The following is an 18,671-nucleotide window of genomic DNA, read 5'->3' as shown; positions in this document are numbered from 1 at the left end:
AGGTCGTGGGCCCGTTTTCATGGGTCAGGCGGGCAGGGTCGCCAGCGCGCGGTAGATGCGCTTGTCGGAGACCGGGTACGGGGTGCCCAGGGACTGGGCGAAGTAGCTGACCCGCAGCTCCTCGATCATCCAGCGGACCTCGGCCAGGGTGTCCCAGCCGGGCGCGCCGGGCCGGATCGACGCCCGCGCGTCGGTGTACTCCTGCTGCACGTCCTCGAGCAGCAGCAGCCGCTCCCGGTCGCGCTGCAGGGACTCGGGCAGCTTGGCCAGCCGCTGCTCGATCGCGCGCAGGTAGCGCACCAGGTCGGGCAGCCGGCGCAGCCCGGTGGCGGCCACGAACCCGGGGTAGACCAACCCGGTGAGCTGTGCCCGGATGTCGGCCACCGACCGCACCAGCAGCACATTGGTGATCGACTTGAGCTGCCGGTCGATGTCGTACGCCAGCGACAGGATCGGCTCCAGCTGCTGCAGGATGGCGTACATCGTGTCGGGCATGTCGGCCCGCGCCTTGCCGACCAGGGCGGCGAAAGCGTCGGCGTCCCAGGCCGGGCCGCCCGCCTCGATGATCACCTTGTCGACGGCGGTGGTGACGACGTCCTCCAGCAGCTTCGCGACGCTGCCGTGCGGGTTGCGGCTCAGCGCCAGCTTCGCCTGGTTGGACAGCCGCCCCTGGAGCGACTTGAGCGGCGGCGGCGCGCCGAGCAGCACCAGCCGCCGGGTGCCGCGCCACATCGCGGTCCACTGCTCGCCGGGGCTGTCGAACACGCCGACACCCACGCTGTCGCCCTCGTCGACCAGCGCCGGGTAGCCCTTGACGGCATAACCTCCGCGCTGCCGTTCCACGACCTTCGCGAGCGGGCCGATGGTCCACGCGCGCAGCCCGTGCTGCTCCATGTCGTCGGCCGCCGCGGCGACCGCGGCCTGCGCCTTGTCCCGCAGCCTGCGCTTGAGTTCGGCCAGGTCCTTGCCTTCGGCGAGCGTCTTGCCCTGCTCGTCCTCGACCCGGAAGGTCATCCGCAGGTGGTCGGGGATCTTGTCCGGCTCCCAGGCCTCGCGGGCCACCACCACGCCGGTCATCGTGCGCAACTGCCGTTCCAGCAGGGCGAGCAGCGGCTGCCCGTCGGGCTTCTGCCCGGCGAGCGCCTCCTTGACGTAGTCGGGCACCGGCACGAAGTTGCGCCGGATCGCCTTGGGCAGCGAGCGCACCAGCGCGACGGCCAGCTCCTCGCGTACACCGGGGATCTGCCAGTCGAACCCGGCCGGGGTTATCTGGTTGAGCAGCGGCAGCGGGATGTGCACAGTCACGCCGTCAGCGTTGGCACCCGGCTCGAACTGGTAGGTCAACGGCAGCTCGAACTCGCCCTGCCGCCACACGTCCGGGTAGTCGTCCTCGTCCACTCCGCCCGCGGCCTCGTTGACCAGCATCGACTTCTCGAAGCTGAGCAGGTCGGGGGTCTGGTGCCGGGCTTTCTTCCACCAACTGTCGAAGTGGCGGCCGGAGACGACGTCGGCGGGCAGCCGCTCGTCGTAGAAGTCGAACAGGGTGCCGTCGTCGACCAGGATGTCGCGCCGGCGTACCCGGTGCTCCAGCTCCTCCACCTCGGCGAGCAGGTCCCGGTTGGCGTGGAAGAACTCGTGGTGGGTCTCCCAGTCACCGTCGACCAGCGCGTGCCGGATGAACAGCTCCCGGGACAGCGCCGGGTCGATGCGCCCGAAGTTGACCTTGCGCTTGGCGACGATGGGGATGCCGTAGAGCGTGACCTTCTCGTACGCCAGCACCGCGGCCTGCTTCTTCTCCCAGTGCGGCTCGCTGTACTGCCGCTTGACCAGGTGCTCGGCCAGGCTCTCGGCCCACTCGGGCTCGATCTTCGCGGCGATGCGGCCCCACAGCCGCGACGTCTCGACCAGCTCGGCGGCCATGACCCACTTGGGCGCCTTCTTGAACAGCGACGAGCCGGGGAACAGCGAGAACCGGGCGTTGCGGGCGCCGATGAAGTCGCGCTTCTCCGGGTCGTGCATACCGATGTGCGACAGCAGGCCGGACAGCAGCGACTGGTGCATACGCTGCGGGTCGGCGGGCACCGTGTTCAGCGTGAAGCCCATGCCCTTGACCACCTGGCGCAGCTGCGACTCCAGGTCCTGCCACTCGCGGATGCGCAGGTAGTGCAGGAAGTCGGTCTTGCACGTGCGCCGGAACTGGTTCGAGGACAGTTCCTGCTGCTGCTCTTTGATCCAGTTCCACAGGTTGAGGAACGCGACGAAGTCGCTGTCCTTGTCGGCGAACCGGGCGTGCTTCTCCCCCGCGGCCTGCTGCTTGTCGGCGGGGCGCTCACGCGGGTCCTGGATGGACAGCGCCGCCGTGATGATCAGCACCTCGCGCAGGCAGCCGTTGCGGTCGGCTTCCAGGACCATGCGGCCCAGGCGCGGGTCCACCGGCAACTGCGCCAGCTTGCGGCCGAGCGGGGTGAGCTTGCCGGGCTCGCCACGCACGGGGGCTTCCAGCGCGCCCAGCTCGTGCAGCAGGTCCAGGCCGTCGGCGATGTTGCGGCGGTCCGGCGGGTCGATGAACGGGAACGCGGCGATGTCGCCCAGGCCCAGCGAGATCATCTGCAGGATGACCGAGGCCAGGTTGGTACGCAGGATCTCCGGCTCGGTGAACTCCGGCCGCCCGATGAAGTCGGCCTCGTCGTACAGGCGGATCGCGATGCCGTCCGAGGTGCGCCCGCAACGGCCCTTGCGCTGGTTGGCCGAGGCCTGCGAGACCGCCTCGATGGGCAGCCGCTGCACCTTGAGCCGGTTGCTGTAGCGGGAGATGCGGGCCGTGCCCGGGTCGACCACGTACTTGATGCCCGGCACGGTCAGCGACGTCTCGGCGACGTTCGTGGCGAGCACGATGCGCCGCCCGGTGTGCGGCTGGAAGACCTTGTGCTGCTCGGCGGTGGACAGCCGGGCGTACAGCGGCAGGATCTCGGTGTGCCGCAGGTTGCGCTTGCGCAGCATGTCGGCGGTGTCGCGGATCTCCCGCTCGCCGCTGAGGAACACCAGCACGTCGCCCGGGGCCTCGCCGGCCAGCTCGTCGACGGCGTCGGAGATGGCCTGGATCTGGTCGCGCTCGTCGTCGTTGTCGTCCTCGTCGCCCTCGACGACGAGCGGGCGGTAGCGCACCTCGACCGGGTACGTGCGGCCGGACACCTCGACGATCGGGGCGGGCTTCGGCTCGCCGCCGACGACCGCGGTCGAGAAGTGGGCCGCGAAGCGCTCCGGGTCGATGGTCGCCGAGGTGATGATCACCTTGAGGTCGGGGCGCTTCGGGAGCAGCTGCTTGAGGTAGCCGAGGATGAAGTCGATGTTGAGGCTGCGCTCGTGCGCCTCATCGATGATCAGCGTGTCGTACATCGCGAGCGAACGGTCGTGCTGGATCTCGGCCAGCAGGATGCCGTCGGTCATCAACTTGATCATCGTCTGGTCGCCGACGTGGTCGGTGAACCGGACCTTCCACCCGACGACGCCGCCCAGCGGGGTCTGCAGCTCCTCGGCGATGCGCTCGGCGACCGTCCGGGCGGCCAGCCGGCGCGGCTGGGTATGGCCGATCAGCCCCCGCACGCCGCGGCCCAGTTCGAGGCAGATCTTCGGGATCTGGGTGGTCTTGCCGGAGCCCGTCTCGCCCGCGACGATCACGACCTGGTGGTCGCGGATCGCGTCGGCGATGTCGTCGCGCTTCTGGCTGACCGGCAGCTCGTCGGGGTAGGTGACCACGGGCACCCCGGCGGCCCGCAGGGCGAGCTTCTCCTCGGCGGTGCCGACGGCCGAGGTGATCTGCGCCATAGCGGCGTCCAGCGCATCGCCCGGCTTCATCCGGCGTACGCCGTCGAGGCGCCGGCCGAGCCTGCGGCGATCCTGCGCCATCAGCTCGTCGACGCGTTTGCGCAGCTCGGAGAGCTGGCTGGGGTTACGGGGCGGCCTGTTGCGGAGCGGCGCGGACTCGGACTGCGATGTCATGACGGGCCCCAGGATATGCCGCCGACCTCCCCTGCCGACCAGCGGTTTTCGCCACGGGGGCCGGCGTCCCCGCCGCAGCGGTGACACCGGCCCCCAGGTGACCTACTGCAGGACCGGGTACAGCGCGTTGATGAGCGCGTTGTCGTCGGAGTCCTGACTGAGCTCCCAGGCCATCGCGCCGCGCAGACCGAGCAGCTTGATCAGCGCGGTGCGCTCGGCGAGCGACTTCGGATCGGTGTAGACGATCGTCGTCGGCGCGGTGACGGTGCCGGTGGCGAGCACGTGCTCGGCCGCCGGGTTCCACAGGTACGGCTCACCCGCGAACGGGTTCCACTTGCGGGTCCAGCCGTTGCTCGCGGTTCCCGAGGGGCTCAGGATGCCCGCCACGTCGACCAGGTCGTGGTATGACGGCTGCGGCTTGGAGTCCCAGACCAGCGAGTCGGGGTTCATGCCGGTGTTGTCGAACGCCTGGTAGAGCCCGTTGGCGTTGCGGATGTACTGCACGCCGTAGAAGGGCACGCCGACGACGATCTTGTTGGCGGGCACCCCCTGGGCGAGGTAGTAGCCCACGGTGCCGACGGTGTTCCAGGTCCAGTCGTCGGCCTCGGGGTCGCGCGGGTCCCGGGTGAACAGCGTGCTCGGCCCCGCCACGGAACCGCCGGCCACGTTGAAGTCGTAGGTCATGATGTTGACCCAGTCCATGTATTTCGAGAACTCGCGCAGCTCGTAGTACTTGGTCGAGCTCTTCGCCGCGGGCAGCGCCGCGGTCAGCAGGTAGTGCTTGCCGTCGGCCTTGCCCTGCAGGTCGAGCTGGCGGCGGAACTCCTTGGCCAGCAGCGTCGCGTTGTGCCGGTCCTCCGGGCCGTAGTCGACGTTGCTGTCGGCCTTGGCCGTCGGGTACTCCCAGTCCAGGTCGATGCCGTCGAAGATGCCCTTCGCGACGCCGATGCCGCCCGCGTCCTCGGGCCAGCCGCCGGTCGGCAGGTTGCCCTTGATGAACGTGTCGATGCAGGCCGTCACGAACGCCTGGCGGCGCTCGGGGGTCTTCGCGACGCTGGAGAACCAGGTCGACTTCGTCCAGCCGCCGAGCGAGATCTCGATCTTCAGGTGCGGGTTCGCGGCCTTGAGCTTGCGCAGCTGGTTGAAGTTGCCGTAGACGTTCTGGCCGGGGTAGGTGTCGGCGACACCGTCCACGGTGTTCTCCGGACCCCAGTAGACCTGCTGGTAGTCGGCCCACGGGTCGAGCACGTCGCAGCCCACGGCCCCGGTGGCCTGGTTGAACGTCGGCACGCCGAAGGCGTACTGGATGACGTTCAGCTTGTCGGCGGGGATGTCCTTGACGAAGTAGCCCCGCCCGTAGACGGACCAGTTGGCGAAGTAGGCGGAGATCACCTTCTTCGGCGCGTCCGGCTTGGGTGCGCCGCCGGCGGAGGCCGGCGCGGCCAGGAAGCCGGCGCCCAGGGCCAGGGCGACCGCCCCGGCGATGCCCGGGCGGAGCAGTGTTCTGAGCATATGCACTCCCATCGTTCGTCCATGCGAACTTTCACGCGGGAGCGCGCTTCAGTCAAGAGACCTAACAGTTAGATTTCCTAAGTGCTGCAAGGGATCCGACTCCTCGTCGGGTTCCTCCGACGGCCTCCGCTGACGCGTGCGGGCCCGACCCTCGGCCTCGGCCAGCGAGTCCTCGCCGACGAAGTACGACGGCCGGGCCTGGACGCCCTGGTAGATCCGGCCCACGTACTCCCCCAGCAGGCCGAGGCAGATGAGCTGGCAGGCGCCGAGGAACAGCACCACCAGGGAGAGGGAGGTCCAGCCGGGCACGACGGTGCCCTGGAAGTACGCCACGAGCACCTTCGCCGCGGCGACGACGCAGGCCAGCGCGCCGAACACGCCCAGCCAGATGCCCAGCCGCAGCGGGGCCGCGGTGAAGCTGATGATGCTGTCGACGGTCAGGTTGATCATCTTGCCGAGCGGGTACTTGCTGCTGCCCGCCGCCCGCTTCTCCCGGGTGTAGACGACCTGCCCGCTGGGGAAACCCAGCCACGGCACCAGTAGGCGATAGACGGGCGCCTGCTCGGGCAGCTCGCGCAGCGCGTCCACCATGGCCCGGCTGAGCAGCCGGAAGTCACCCGCACCGAGCGGCATCCGGTTGCCGACGATGCGGCGCATCAGCCGGTAGTAGAGGTTCGCCGTGCCGCGCTTGAACAGGGTGTCGCTGGCCCGGTCGCCGCGCACGCCGTAGACGATGTCCAGCTCCTGCGACTGCGCGAGGTGCAGCATCTCGGTGATGGTCTCGGGCGGGTCCTGCAGGTCGGCGTCGATGGTGACCACGTAGTCGCCGCGCGAGCGGTGCAGGCCGGCGGTGAGCGCGGCCTGGTGCCCACTGTTGCGGCGCAGCCGGACCAGCCGCAGCTCGGGCCACTTCGCCCGAATCAGGGTCACGATAGCGGCCGTGGCGTCGCGGCTGCCGTCATCGACGGCGACGACTTCGTAGGTCTGGCCCAGCCCGTCGAGCACCGGCCGCAACCGGCTCACGAGCAGGGGCAGGACCGCCTCCTCGTTGTACATCGGGATGACGACGGACAGTCTCGGCACGGCCATGCGGACACGATAGCCATCGAAGTGCCTTGACCCCGCGCGTTCTCAGATGGAGAAATCCGGGTTGTTTCTGATCACCGAGAAGGTCGCGCCCTGCGGGTCCTTGAGGATGGCGAACCGCCCGGCGGCCGAGTCCTCCGGCGGCATCACCTTGGTCGCGCCCAGTTCCAGGGCTTTGGCGTACGCCGCGTCGCAGTCGTCGACCGCGAAGTAGACCGACCAGTGCGACGGCATCGGGCCCCACGCGGCGTCGATCGGCAGCGCGCCCGCCACCGGCCGCCCTTCGGCCTCCAGCAGGGTGTACGTCATGCCCTCGGCCATCGACACGTCGCGCATCCCCACCCCGAAGACCTCCCGGTAGAACACCTTGGCGGCGTCGACGTCAGAGGTCATCAGCTCGTTCCAGGTGACGCTGCCCGGCTCGTTCGCCAGCTCGAACCCGGCGAACGCCAGCGGCTGCCACACGGAGAAGAACGCGCCCTCGGGGTCGACGAAGACCGCCATCCGCCCCTGGCCCATCACGTCCATCGGCGACACGAGAACGGTGCCGCCGTGCTCGGCGACCTTCGCCATGATGTCCTCGGCGTCGTTCGCGGCGAAGTAGGTGGTCCACGCGCTGCCCCGGGCCACGTCGGTGGCGGGGCCGAGCCCGGCGACCTGCTTGCCGTCCTTGCGGAACATCCGGTAGCCGCCGGCGTCGGGGCCGAGGTCCTCGTCGGTCCAGCCGAACAGCCGCCCGTAGAAGGCCACCGAGCCCTCGATGTCGGTGCTGCCCAGGTCGACCCAGCTCGGGGTGCCCTGCTCATAGGTTGCCGCCATGCCGACATCCTTACTCCGCGCGCGCGGGAAGACCCCGGCATCGCCGAAATTCCGCCCGAAGGAGCGGCGGCGGACTTCGGCAACCGGCAGCCTGTCTGCGGTCGCTCCTGAAAGACTGGCCAAGGCGTGCCGCGTACCCATAGGGGCGGTATATCTGCTGGTCACAAGCCTGTGCCCGCTTCCGCCGACGCGGCCGGAACGAGAGGAACCTCGATGCCCACCAAGTCGCCCGCCAAGTCCGCGACGCGCGGCAGCCAGCCCATGCTGCATCAGAAGGGCATGCAGATCCAGGAGTTCGGCACCGTACGCCAGCTCCCGGTGGGCCTGTCCCACGACGCCCGGATGTACTCGTGCGAGCGGCTCAACCAGTGCCTCGCCGACTCGCAGATCCTCTACAGCCTCTACAAGAAGCACCACTGGCTGATGCGCGGCCCGACGTTCTACCAGCTGCACCTGCTGCTCGACAAGCACGCGGGCGAGCAGCTGGAACTCATCGACACCATCGCCGAGCGGGTGCAGACCCTGGGCGGCGTGGCGATCGGCGACCCGCGCCACGTCGCGGAGATCACCGTCATCCCGCGCCCGCCGGACGGCGTCGAGGAGGTGCCCGCGATGATCTCCCGCCTGCTGGAGGCGCACGAGGCCATCCTGATCGCCGCGCACGACGCCGCCAAGCGCGCCGACGAGATGGGCGACGACGGCACCAACGACCTGCTCGTCTCGGACGTCATCCGCACCGGCGAACTGCAGGCCTGGTTCCTCGCCGAGCACCTGGTGGACACCCCGCTCGTCGAATCCTGACCACCTTCCAAGATCGCTCGAATTGCCAGGCAACTGGGCGAATGACTGCTCAAGATACGCACAGGTGCCTGGCAACTCCGGCGATCATGCGGCGGGTCAGGTCGCGATGTAGGTGGTCGCGGGGCCCAGGTCGGGCTCTTCCCGCACCTCGACGGAACGGGCTGCGGGTTCGGCGTCGAGTTCCAGGACGATGATCTCGTTGTCGCCCTCGCGCAGCAGCGGCCAGGGGACGTACAGGGTGACCTGCGGACCACGCTCCCAATAGCGGCCCAGGTTGAAGCCGTTGACCCAGACGTAGCCTTTGTGCCAGCCGGGCAGCGCGAGGAGCGCGTCGCGCACCTCGTCGACGCGCAGCACTCCGCGGTGGAACACCGGCCCGGCCGCGCCGGTCTCCCGGCCCCACGGCAGCACCGACAGGTCGTCGAGCGGCACCGGGTCGATCTCGTACCCGTGCACGAGCTGCTGGCCGTGGAAGACCCCGCCGACGATGCCCTTGCGCTCGCCCACCAGCGGGCCGTAGTTGACCCGGCCCATCGCCTCGACGACGAGCGTCACGTCCGCCGCGTCGTCGGCGATCTCCAGCGGCAGCGCGACGGGGCCGTTGCGGTCGAGCACGCCGGCGGGCGAGCCGTCGACCAGCACCAGCGCCCGGTCGTGCAGGCCCTTGACGCGCAGCTGATGGCCGGTCCGCGGCCCGGGGACGCGGGTGCGGTAGACGGCCAGCCCGTACGCCTGGCCGAGTTCCTCCAGCGTCTTCGGGACGGCGCTGTGCACGGTGCCCGTGGACAGCACGTCCAGGCAGTCCAGCAGCGACAGGCGCTCGGTCAGTTCGACCCGCCCGGCGGGCAGCGTCTTCGGCTGCTCCGACGGCGGATCGGGCAACTCCACCCCGCGCCCGAGCACCTCCCGGAACGCCCAGTACTTCGGCGTCAGCGCCCCGTGCTCGCTCAGCGGGGCGTCGTAGTCGTAGGACGTCACGTCGGGCAGGTACACGTCGTCGAGGTGTTCGCCGACCGCGTTGGCCCCGGCCAGGAAGCCGAAGTTGGTGCCGCCGTGGGCCATGTAGAGGTTGACCGACGCACCCGCGTCCACCAGCGCGGCCAGCGTGGCCGCCGCCTCCGCCGCGGGCCGCACGTGGTGGTCCTTGCCGTGGTGGTCGAACCAGCCGTTCCAGTACTCCATGCAGAAGGACGGCCAGCGGCGCAGCGCGGCCATCTCGGCGAAACGCTCCGCCGGGCGGCTGCCGAAGTTGGCGGTGGCGTAGACGTCGTCGAGGGTGCCCCCGGTGACCATCAGGTCGGTCGGGCCGTCGGAGGTGAACAGCGGCACCTCGATGCCCCGGGCGCGCAGACCGTCGGCGAGGTGGCGCAGGTAGCGCCGGTCCGAGCCGTACGAGCCATACTCGTTCTCCACCTGCACCATCAGCACGTTGCCGCCCCGGGTCACCTGGTGCTCGACCAGATGCGGGACGAGCCGGTCGAAGAACCTGTCGACCGGCTCCAGGAACCGCGGGTCGTGGCAGCGCAGCGGGATCTCCTCGGCGGCCCGCAGCCAGGCGGGCAGCCCCCCGTTGTCCCACTCCGCGCAGATGTACGGCCCCGGCCGCACGATGGCGTACAGCCCCGCCTCAGCCGCCTCGGCCAGGAAGCGCCCCAGGTCGATCCGGCCGCCGAAGTCGAACTCTCCCGGCCGGGGCTCGTGCAGATTCCACGGCACGTAGGTCTCGATCGTGTTCAGACCCATCGCGCGCAGCTTGCGCAGCCGGTCGCCCCACTGCTCGGGCAGCACCCGGAAATAGTGGATCGCCCCGGAGAGCACCTGGAACGGCTTTCCATCGAGCTCGACGGCGTCCGGCGTGACACTGAAGACTGGCATGGCCGAGGAGTCTAGACCAACGGAAAGCGTTTTCACCAGTCTCGGTCATAGAACATCAAATAGCTTGGCAGTCTGCTCAGTAATCGGTTTCCGCAGCGATCCCGTCAAGCAGGCGGATCGCCTCGTCGGCGGCGGCCGCGTCGACCAGGATCTGGTAGCGGTCGGCCTGCATCGCCGACACCGAGGAGAAGTCGCGGCGGCCGCCGGTGAGCGCGTGCCCGGCCAGGCCGAACAGGCTGCCCGCTACCGCGCCGAACCCCGCGCCGTACAGCACGAGCAGCAGCAGCGAGATCAGCGGCGTGACCCAGTTGAAGAAGCCGAAGAGCCAGGCGAACAGCATGCCCAGCAGGGCTCCGCTGACCGCGCCGTTCGCCGCCGCGCGCCACGTCGTCATCCGCCCGGTGACCTGCTCGACCAGACTGAGCCCGCGGCCGGCGATCGCGGTGCGCTCGACCGGGAACCCGTTGTCCGACAGGTGGTCGACGGCCCGCTCCGCCTCGGCGTAGGTGTCGTAGGTCGCGACGACGACCTGCCCCGCGGCGCGGCTGTCCGCGGCCCATTCGGTCTGTGTCATGGGAGCCTTCCTCTGCACGGCTGACGTTGCCAGGCGGGTACCCGTCGCGCGGCCTCGTCAACCGTCACCGTCCGCCCTGGACGTTTCGCCCTCAGCGGACGGCGGGCCGGGTGCCGGGGGCGAAGCGGAACTGGATCGCCTCCATCAGCGAGCGGCGGCGGGTGTTGTGGAAGGCGGCGACCCGCCAGCCGTCGGGTTCGCGTACCAGCGCGTAGGTCTGGATCTTCGTCGGCGCGGGGCGGCGGTCCCCTTTGTAGGTGTCACCGCGGCCGACCACCACGGCGGTGTCGGGGCCGAGGAACGTGGTGGAGATCGTCTCCCCGGACAGCCGGGTGCCCTTGGTGAACGCCTGGAACAGGGCACGGTGGCTCTCGGTGATGTCGGCGCGTCCCCGGTACACGGTGCCGACGAAGGTCACGTAGCTGGCCTCGGCGGTGAAGGCGCGGCCGTACGCGTCGGCGTCGGCGTTCTCCCAGGCGTGCGCGATCGAGGCCAGCAACTGCTCGATCGCCGCCAGATCGGCGGTGCGGTCGGGGTGGTTCACGTGTTCCTCCCTGGTCGGCCGGGCCTAGCATGGTCTCCGGACACACAGAAGTTGCATGTATGCAATATCTGCACTCATGCAGAGATTAGCGCAGAGGGAGCCGTCACGCCATGTCCGCCGCCACGCCGCCTGCCGGGCTGCCGCCGGGAGCGCACGAGACGTTCCGGCGCTACCTCGACGCGATGACCTCGCATGCCCAGGCCGCGGCCGACGCGGCGGGCATGCACCCGACCGACTGGGCCGCGCTGAGCACGCTCAACCTCGCCGGCCGGCTGACCTCGGGCGCGCTGGCCGAGCGCACCGGCCTCACCACGGGCGCGACCACCCGGCTCATCGACCGGCTGGAGCGCGCCGGGCACGTGCGCCGCGTGGCCGACCCCGCCGACCGCCGCCGGGTGCTGGTCGAACCCGTGCCGAAACTGGACGTCGACACCATCGTGGGCCCGGCCCGGCAACGGCTCGGCGAGGTGTTCCACCGATACCGGCCCGAGGAGCTGGCCGTGCTGTTCGACTACTTCGGCCGGGCCGCAGAAGCGCTGCTGGCGGCCACCCGCGAGGTCCGCGCCGGCACCGCGGGCCGCACCCGCCCGGCCGACCCGCCTGCCGCGCCGAAGCCCTGAGGCACCCGCCGCACGAAGCACCGACGCGGCAGGTCCGTGCAGTTCACCCGATCGCCGGACCGCGGTCCGCGAACTCGTACGTGGTGGTGAGGTTCTCGGGCAGGTCGGGGACCAGGGCGTTGGTGCCGTCGACGACCTGGACGTAGCGTCGGCCCTGGAACAGCGACCAGGTCCCGTCGGCGACCTGCTCGATCTTGAACAACTGCGTCTGCGCGGCGGGATCGCACGCCTGGCCGCGCACGCTGCCCGGCGCGGCGTCGTGCACGACGGTCATGCAGAGGCGGCCACCGGCCTGCGGAGCGGCCAGCTCGATCCGGTACCGGTCCCCCTCGGGACGCAGGACCCAGCGGGCTCTGTCGTCGACACCCTGCTCGGTGGTGGCGCGCACCCGGTCGTCGTCGGGCCCGATCGCCAGCACGGCATCGCGCATGCCGGGCACCACGATCACGACCTGCCGTCGACCGGCGAGGATTTCCCACGGTCCCGCCGAAGTGGTCACGGACGTGGCCGCTGACGTCGGCGCGCCGACCACCGGCGGCTCGGCACCGTCGCGCGCCTGCAGCAGGGCCGTGGCGGCGGCCACGGCGAGCACCACCAAGCCCGCGCCGGTGACGGCCGCACGCCGACGGCGACGGCGGTCGGCGCGCTCGCGCAACGTCCGCGCGGCGGGGAGTTTCGCGGCCCGCTGGGCCCCCTCGGCGATCCCGGTGAGGTCGTCGTGCAGCTCAGCCATGGGAGGCCTCCTCCTGGTGCGCCTCGTCCAGCAGCCCGGCCATGGCCCTGCGGCCGCGGGCCAGGTAGGTCTTGATGGTCCCGACCGGCTTGCCCATCTCCGCGGCCACGTCGGCGACGCTGAGATCGTTCAGGTGGTGCAGCACCACGGCTCGGCGCTCGTTGACGCCCAGCCGCTGCAGCGCCTGCAGCAGGGCGACATGGTCCTCGGTGAGGCCGGGCACGCTGTGGTCGACGGCCGCCCTGCGGTGGGCGCGCACCCGGTTGAAGGCCTTGCGCCAGCTGCTCACCGCGATCCGGGTGGCGACCCGGCGCACCCACGCCTCCGGGCTGTCCGCGTCCCGGACCTCCGGCCAGTGCTGCCAGGCCCGCGTGAAGGCCTCGGCGACCGCGTCCTCCGCCTCGGTGCGGTTGCCGGTCAGCGTGTAGACGTGACCCACCACCCGTCCCGCACAGGCGGCGTAGAAGGCGTCGAAGTCCTCGGCGTCACTCGGCCGGCCCGTGCCCCCGAAGCTTCGTTCCGCGGTCACCAGGCGAATGGAACCCCGGCCGGACCGCCGGCCGCCCGCCCAGGGCCCGCTTTGTGAGCACCGTCACGCCCGGCCGTTCAACCGGCCGCCGGGACCGGACGTCATCGTGCGGTCCCGGGAGACACCCGGCGGCGGAGAGGACGATGTGCGACGACGGCAACGACACGCACTGACAGCCGGGGCGCTCGCGACCGCGCTTGTTGCGGCGGCACTGACAGCTCAACCCGCGAACGCGGTGACCGCAACGGGCCCGACGGCACCGCCCGCGGCGCAGCGCCCGACAGCCGGGAGCGCCGCTCCGGCCGTCTTCACGCTCATCACCGGGGACCGGGTCACCCTGCACGCGGACGGTGCCGTCGGCATCGAGCGCGGGCCGGGCCGCACCGGCATGCGGTTCGTGAGCAGCCGCGAGGACGGCCACCGGTACGTCGTGCCGGCCGACGCGATGCCGCTGCTGCGCGACGGACGGCTCGACCGGCGGCTGTTCGACCTGACCGCGCTCGGCGGGTTCGGCTACGACGACCGGGCCGCCGAGCTGCCGCTGCTGGTCGCCTACCCGCAGGACGCGTCCGCGCGAGCGCGGGCGGCCGTCGTCGACGGTGCCGCGCGGGTGCGGGCGGACCTGCCCGCCGCCGACGTGCTCGCTGTCCGGGCGAACCGCGACGACCGGGCGGACCTCTGGTCGTCACTGACCCGCGGCACCGCGTCCCAGCGCTCGCTCACGGCCGGGATCACGAGCATCTGGCTGGACGGCAAGCGCCGGATCTCGCTCGACCGCAGCGTGCGCCAGATCGGCGCGCCATCGGCCTGGCAGGCCGGCTTCGACGGTACGGGTGTCACGGTCGGTGTGCTCGACACCGGCATCGACGCCGCCCACCCCGACTTCGCCGGGCAGCTCGCCGCGGTCCGGGACTTCACCGGCGGGAACGACCCGTCCGACAACGTCGGGCACGGCACCCACGTGGCCTCGACCATCGTGGGCACCGGGGCCGCCTCCGGTGGGACGTACCGGGGCGTCGCGCCCGGCGCGAAGCTGGTCGTCGGCAAGGTCTGCGCCACCGACCTGTGCCAGGACTCCGACGTCATCGCGGGCATGGAGTGGGCGGCGGCGCAGGCGAAGGTGGTCAACCTGAGCCTCGGCGACACCGACCGGCCCGGCCTCGACCCGCTGGAGACCGCGGTCCAGGACCTGAGCCGGCGGTACGGCACCCTGTTCGTCGTCGCCGCGGGCAACGAGGGTAAGCCGAAGTCGATCTCGTCGCCGTCCACGGTGGACGAGGCGCTGTCCGTCGGCGCCGTCGACGCCGACGACCAGCGGGCGTACTTCTCCAGCCGCGGCCCCCGCCTCGGCGACAACCACATCAAGCCCGACCTCAGCGCGCCCGGCGTCGACATCGTCGCGGCCGCCCCCGGCGGTGGCTACCAGCCCATGGCGGGCACCTCGATGGCGACCCCGCACGTCGCGGGCTCGGCCGCGATCCTCGCCGGGCAGCACCCGGACTGGACCGGACCGCAGCTCAAGGCCGCGCTGATGAACGCCACGAAGCCCGGCGGCGAAGACAGCCTGTACGAGGTGGGCGCGGGCCGCCTCGACATCGGACGTGCCGTCGCGCAGCCGGTCGCCGCCGAGGTCGGCTCCATCGACTTCCCGGTCCAGCGCTGGCCGCACGCCGACGACACGCCGTTCGACCAGGTCATCTGGTATCGCAACACGAGCCCCGCGCCGGTCACGCTGTCGCTGTCGGTCGCCCCGGCACCGGCGGGCATGCTCACCGTCAACCCGGCCACCCTGGTCGTGCCCGCGGGCGGCCGCGCTTCGGCGACGGTCACCGTGGACACCCGCGTCGACGCGCCCGACGGCGTCTACCAGGGCACCGTCACCGCGACCGGGGCCGGCGACCTGCGGGTACGCGTCCCGTTCGCGCTCAACCGGGAGATCGAGAGCTACGACGTCCGGCTGCCCCACACCGGGCGGGACGGCAAGCCGGCCACGGACTACGAGACCGTGGCGGCGAACCTGGCCACCGGCGAGTTCACCACCCTGTCCTCGGTGGCGGGCGGCGGCACCATACGGCTGCCCAAGGGCCGGTACGCGCTGTACAGCACCATCCACGACGGCAGCGTGTCCACGCTGCTCGTGCAGCCCCTGCTGGACGTGCACGGGCCGGTCACCGAGGCGCTCGACGCGCGTACCGCCAAGCCGGTCGCCCTGACCGTGCCGCAGCGCGACGCCGCCCCGACGGCGATCAACATCAGCGCCAACTGGGACGACGGCCTGCGCTACCCCGGTGTGCAGCTCAACGGGACGTCGTTCCGGGACGTGTTCTTCGGCCGGATCGGGCCCGCCGTCGCGGCACCCGAGTTCGCCGTGACCCTCGGTATCGGGCTCGCCCGTCCCGGCAAGGACGGGACCTTCCGCAACAGCCCGTACACGTACGACCTCGCATACGTGCGCAAGGGTGACATGTTCACCGGCCTGGCCAGGAAGCTGTCCCCGGCCAACCTGGCCACCGTCAAGGCGGTCTACCGCAGCCAGTCGGCGACCGCCTCCGCGGTGCGCTTCCACCGCGCGGCAGCCATCGGCGGGCCCGGGCCCATCGGCTCCAACACCGCGATCGACCTGCCGTTCCGCGCCACCGAGTACTACAACACCGACGGCGGGCTGATCTGGACGACGACGTTCGTCGAGGGCGCGAACTCCACCACGCAGGAGTCGATCTACGAGCCCGGGAAGGCGTATACCCAGAACTGGAACGCGGCGCCGTTCGGGCCGACGGTGCTCGGGGCCCCGGAGTGGTCGCCGACGGGGTACGCGGGCCGGGACGGTGACGTGATCACGGTCCAGCCGGCCATGTTCGCCGACGCGGACGGCCGGCCGGTCGGGCGCGACGACCTGCAGGTGAAGATGCGGCTGTCGCGCAACGGCAAGGAGATCGGCACCGCCGAGGGCTCGTACGCGGAGTTCACGGTGCCCGCTGCGAAGGCCGCGTACCGGCTGGAGGCGACCGTCACCCGCGGCGCGCCGGACACCCTGTCCACCTCGGTCACGGTCGTCTGGACCTTCACCTCGGCGCACACCTCCGCGCCGGAGCGGTTCCCGCTGACCACGGCCCGGCTCGTGCCGGTGCTCGACGACACCAACACCGCACGGGCGGGCCGCACCGCGGCCGTTCCGGTGGTGCTGGACCGGCACCTGGCCACGGCGTCCGCGTCCTGCCGCGAACTCGGCGTCGAGGCGTCGTTCGACGACGGCCGGACGTGGGTCAAGCAGCGCGTGCTCTGGGGAACGGCCTTCGTCAGCCACCCGAAGCGGCCCGGCTTCGTGTCGCTGCGTGTAAAGGCCACCGACCAGGCGGGCAACACGGTGACGCAGACGATCGTGCGCGCGTACCGCACCGCCTGACGCGCAACGGACAGGGCCCGGCGGGTGACCGCCGGGCCCTGTCCGCGTCGGGACGCGGAAACCGTCGACGATCGGGTACCGGACGCATTAGTATGCAGGAGTACTAAGAACCAATTAGTTTCGCTTGGTGAGCTTCCGACTGGAGATGGTCAACGAGGTCCGAGACTGGCTTCACGAGCTGCGACACGCCGATCGCCACACGGCAGTCCTCATCGGCCAGGCCATAACCGCCCTCCTAGACGAAGGGCCCGCCCTCGGACGGCCGCTCGTCGATCGTGTCAAAGGTTCGTCACTGCACAACCTCAAGGAATTGCGGCCAGGCTCCACCGGGTCGACGGAGATCCGGATCCTGTTCCTATTCGACCCGGCACGCAACGCGGTACTGCTGGTCGCGGGCGACAAGGCTGGTAACTGGAGCACGTGGTACCGCGAGGCGATCCCCACCGCCGAGGCTCGATACAGCACCTATCTGAAGGAGAGGGAGCAGGCATGAGCAGCACCTCTGGCTACGACCGGGACGCCTTTCTCACCGAGTTCTTTCCCGACCAGGCCGACCGCGCCGAGGTCGAGGCCGGTGCCGAGCACCTGATCAACGTAAGTCGTGCCACCCGCCTGGTCGAGATGCGCAAACGGCTCGGACTCTCCCAGGCCGAGGTAGCCGAGCGGATGCACGTGCGGCAGGAACGCGTCTCCGCCATCGAACGCGCCAAGGTCACTACCAGCGAACTTCGCACCCTCGCCGCTTACATTGAAGCCCTCGGCGGCCGCATGGAGATCATCGCTGACTTCGGCGGCGAACGACTGGTCGTCGGCTGATCCAGGACGCATTCGCAGGCGACACCGGCTACATCGACAGCTGGACCCTCACCATCTGACCTCTCCTGCACAATGCTTAAAAGTCGCGCCCTCCCAGACCCGGGAGGGCGCGACTTTTTAGAGTTGCGGCAAGAGGGCGACAGGGTCAGATGACGCCCTTGAGGAGCTGGCGGGCCATGACGATGCGCTGGACCTGGTTGGTGCCCTCGTAGATCTGGGTGATCTTGGCGTCGCGCATCATGCGCTCCAGCGGGAAGTCCTTGGTGTAGCCGTAGCCGCCGAGCAGCTGGACCGCGTCGGTGGTGATGGCCATGGCCACGTCGGAGGCGAAGCACTTGGCGGCCGCGCCGAAATAGGTCAGGTCGGCGTCGCCGCGCTCGGAGCGGGCCGCGGCGGAGTAGGTCAGCTCGCGGGCGGCGGTGAGCTTCATGCCCATGTCGGCGAGCATGAACTGCACGCCCTGGAAGTCCGCGATCGGCTTGCCGAACTGGCGGCGCTCCTTGACGTAGTCCAGGGCCGCGTCCAGCGCGCCCTGGGCGATGCCCAGCGCCTGCGCGGCGATGGTGACCCGGGTGTGGTCGAGGGTGCGCATGGCGGTGGCGAAGCCGGTGCCGGGCTCGCCGATCATCCGGTCGGCCGGGATGCGCACGTTGTCGAGGTACACCTCGCGGGTGGGCGAGCCCTTGATGCCGAGCTTCTTCTCCGGCGCGCCGAAGCTCACGCCTGGGTCGGACTTCTCGACGACGAACGCGGAGATGCCCTTGGCGCCGATGCCGGGCTCGGTGACGGCGAAGACGGTGTAGTACTCGCTGACGCCGGCGTTGGTGATCCAGCGCTTCACGCCGTTGAGAATATAGTGATCTTCGTCACGAACTGCCCGGGTTGTCATGGCGGCCGCGTCGCTGCCCGCTTCGGGCTCGGAGAGGCAGTACGAGAACATGCCGTCGCCGGAGGCGACCTTGGGCAGGTAACGCTGCTTGAGCTCGGCGGACCCGGCCAGCAGCAGGGGCATGGTACCCAGTTTGTTCACGGCCGGGATGAGCGAGGACGAGGCGCACGCGCGGGCGACCTCCTCGATGACGATCGCGGTGGCGAGCGCGTCAGCGCCCGCGCCGCCGTACTCCTCGGGGATGTGCGGGGCGTGGAAGTCCGAGGCGCGCAGCGCATCGAAGCTGGCCTGCGGGAACTCGCTCGTTTCGTCCGCCTCGGCGGCGTTGGGGGCGACCTTGGCGTCGCACACTTCACGCACGGCTTCGCGGATCGCCACGTGCTCCTCGGAGAGCTGGTACAGCGTGAACACCCGAGACCTCCTCAGAACCGGCTAGCAGATGGGGCGTACCGGTCGGTAGCTTAACGCTCG

General features: G+C 70.6%; 15 protein-coding genes. 5 read left to right on the top strand and 10 right to left on the bottom strand.

Annotation, left to right across the window (positions count from 1 at the left end):
- Positions 1–24 precede the first annotated feature (24 nt).
- From hrpA to AB0B66_RS03280, 4 genes are all read right to left on the bottom strand, one after another.
- Positions 25–3,999 (bottom strand): ATP-dependent RNA helicase HrpA, encoded by a 3,975-nt coding sequence (gene hrpA, locus AB0B66_RS03295; protein WP_360522157.1) that lies wholly within the window; start codon positions 3,997–3,999, stop codon positions 25–27.
- 102 nt (positions 4,000–4,101) lie between these two features.
- Positions 4,102–5,511 carry a glycoside hydrolase family 18 protein gene (locus AB0B66_RS03290; protein WP_360522154.1) on the bottom strand — a complete coding sequence of 470 codons (1,410 nt, stop codon included), beginning with the start codon at positions 5,509–5,511 and terminating at the stop codon, positions 4,102–4,104.
- Between the two features lie 48 nt (positions 5,512–5,559).
- Entirely contained in the window at positions 5,560–6,600 is a 1,041-nt protein-coding gene (locus tag AB0B66_RS03285; protein ID WP_360522151.1) for a glycosyltransferase family 2 protein, read from the bottom strand.
- Positions 6,601–6,642: 42 nt separating this feature from the next.
- Positions 6,643–7,416, bottom strand: a complete 774-nt coding sequence (locus AB0B66_RS03280; protein WP_360522148.1) for a VOC family protein — start codon at positions 7,414–7,416, stop codon at positions 6,643–6,645.
- A 213-nt stretch (positions 7,417–7,629) separates the two neighbouring features.
- Between AB0B66_RS03280 and AB0B66_RS03275 the strand changes: the two genes are divergently transcribed.
- Positions 7,630–8,217, top strand: a complete 588-nt coding sequence (locus tag AB0B66_RS03275; protein WP_360522145.1) for a DNA starvation/stationary phase protection protein — start codon at positions 7,630–7,632, stop codon at positions 8,215–8,217.
- A gap of 96 nt (positions 8,218–8,313) precedes the next feature.
- On the opposite strand, the gene AB0B66_RS03270 is transcribed toward AB0B66_RS03275, so the two are convergent.
- The 3 genes from AB0B66_RS03270 to AB0B66_RS03260 form a co-directional block, all read right to left on the bottom strand.
- Complete coding sequence (locus tag AB0B66_RS03270; RefSeq protein WP_360522142.1) at positions 8,314–10,092, bottom strand: beta-galactosidase family protein; 1,779 nt, start codon at positions 10,090–10,092, stop codon at positions 8,314–8,316.
- Positions 10,093–10,168: 76 nt separating this feature from the next.
- Positions 10,169–10,666 carry a general stress protein gene (locus AB0B66_RS03265; RefSeq protein WP_360522139.1) on the bottom strand — a complete coding sequence of 166 codons (498 nt, stop codon included), beginning with the start codon at positions 10,664–10,666 and terminating at the stop codon, positions 10,169–10,171.
- Positions 10,667–10,757: 91 nt separating this feature from the next.
- The gene (locus tag AB0B66_RS03260) at positions 10,758–11,210 is read right to left on the bottom strand and encodes an SgcJ/EcaC family oxidoreductase (protein ID WP_360522136.1); all 453 of its coding nucleotides are present in this window, start codon (positions 11,208–11,210) and stop codon (positions 10,758–10,760) included.
- Between the two features lie 110 nt (positions 11,211–11,320).
- Here AB0B66_RS03260 and AB0B66_RS03255 point away from each other — a divergent pair, with 110 nt between their 5' ends.
- Positions 11,321–11,830 (top strand): MarR family transcriptional regulator, encoded by a 510-nt coding sequence (locus AB0B66_RS03255; protein ID WP_360522133.1) that lies wholly within the window; start codon positions 11,321–11,323, stop codon positions 11,828–11,830.
- A 43-nt stretch (positions 11,831–11,873) separates the two neighbouring features.
- On the opposite strand, the gene AB0B66_RS03250 is transcribed toward AB0B66_RS03255, so the two are convergent.
- Positions 11,874–12,563 carry a hypothetical protein gene (locus AB0B66_RS03250; RefSeq protein WP_360522130.1) on the bottom strand — a complete coding sequence of 230 codons (690 nt, stop codon included), beginning with the start codon at positions 12,561–12,563 and terminating at the stop codon, positions 11,874–11,876.
- Positions 12,556–13,092, bottom strand: coding sequence for a SigE family RNA polymerase sigma factor (locus AB0B66_RS03245; RefSeq protein WP_360522127.1), 537 nt, complete (start codon positions 13,090–13,092; stop codon positions 12,556–12,558). Before AB0B66_RS03245 ends, AB0B66_RS03250 begins: the two co-directional genes overlap by 8 nt.
- Before the next feature lie 235 nt (positions 13,093–13,327).
- On the opposite strand from AB0B66_RS03245, the gene AB0B66_RS03240 reads away from it, so the two are divergent.
- The 3 genes from AB0B66_RS03240 (at position 13,328) to AB0B66_RS03230 (ending at position 17,311) form a co-directional block, all read left to right on the top strand.
- Positions 13,328–16,495: a S8 family serine peptidase gene (locus AB0B66_RS03240; RefSeq protein ID WP_360522124.1), complete on the top strand. Its 3,168-nt coding sequence runs from the start codon at positions 13,328–13,330 to the stop codon at positions 16,493–16,495.
- A gap of 145 nt (positions 16,496–16,640) precedes the next feature.
- A complete protein-coding gene (locus AB0B66_RS03235; RefSeq protein ID WP_360522916.1) occupies positions 16,641–16,988 on the top strand; it encodes a type II toxin-antitoxin system RelE/ParE family toxin in 348 nt (115 codons plus the stop codon).
- On the top strand, positions 16,985–17,311 hold the full coding sequence (locus AB0B66_RS03230) for an XRE family transcriptional regulator (protein ID WP_360522121.1): 327 nt from the start codon (positions 16,985–16,987) through the stop codon (positions 17,309–17,311). The genes AB0B66_RS03235 and AB0B66_RS03230 overlap by 4 nt, the downstream gene beginning before the upstream one ends.
- Before the next feature lie 145 nt (positions 17,312–17,456).
- Here AB0B66_RS03230 and AB0B66_RS03225 read toward each other — a convergent pair whose 3' ends face one another.
- A complete protein-coding gene (locus AB0B66_RS03225; protein WP_360522913.1) occupies positions 17,457–18,626 on the bottom strand; it encodes an acyl-CoA dehydrogenase family protein in 1,170 nt (389 codons plus the stop codon).
- Between the last annotated feature and the right edge of the window lie 45 nt (positions 18,627–18,671).

The organism is Catellatospora sp. NPDC049111 (assembly GCF_040648615.1).
In the GTDB taxonomy this organism is placed as follows: Bacteria; Actinomycetota; Actinomycetes; order Mycobacteriales; family Micromonosporaceae; genus Catellatospora; species Catellatospora aurea.
Note: the sequence above shows the minus strand (reverse complement) of the source record. Positions and strands in the feature narration are given on the sequence as shown.